Genomic DNA, 464 nt, shown 5'->3' with positions numbered 1-464 from the left:
GAATAAAAAAGTGCTTAATAAATAATCGAGATGGAATAATGTTTGAAATAACTCCATACATGGGAGCTTGTTTAATTAAGTTTGGCATGAAAAGAGAAGAAGTAAGAAAGATTTTTTCTGAGTATGAGCCTAGAGCATTTTGGCGAAATTCTTATTCAGATTCTGCTACTGATGGCTATGATGAAATTGGTATTAATGTATATTATGATAGTAATGATAGAGCTATAGCATTAGAGTTTTATGAACCTGCTCATGTTGTTTTTAATGGGATAGAGTTATCTAGGCTCCCTGCATTTGAGGCTTATAAGTTAATGGCTGCATTAGATAAAGATATTGCTATTGATGGAGATGGTCTAACTTCATTTAAATTTGGGATAGGTTTTTATGAACCAAATTATGAAGAAGAACCATTTTTACCAGTTGAAGCAATTATAATATTCACAGAAGGGTATTATGATTAATAC

General features: G+C 31.0%; 1 protein-coding gene. It reads left to right on the top strand.

The annotated features are described in order from the left end of the window. Positions 1–38: 38 nt before the first annotated feature. Positions 39–461, top strand: coding sequence for a hypothetical protein (locus HUN22_RS17700; RefSeq protein WP_217488232.1), 423 nt, complete (start codon positions 39–41; stop codon positions 459–461). The last annotated feature ends 3 nt before the right edge of the window (positions 462–464 follow it).

The sequence above is a fragment of the Acinetobacter lactucae genome, from assembly GCF_013344765.1.
GTDB classification, from domain to species: Bacteria; Pseudomonadota; Gammaproteobacteria; order Pseudomonadales; family Moraxellaceae; genus Acinetobacter; species Acinetobacter lactucae_A.
Note: the sequence above shows the minus strand (reverse complement) of the source record. Positions and strands in the feature narration are given on the sequence as shown.

Excerpts from the sequence above, each read along its gene's own strand:
- HUN22_RS17700 (WP_217488232.1), top strand. The coding sequence starts at position 39 with ATGTTTGAAATAACTCCATACATGGGAGCTTGTTTAATTAAGTTTGGC.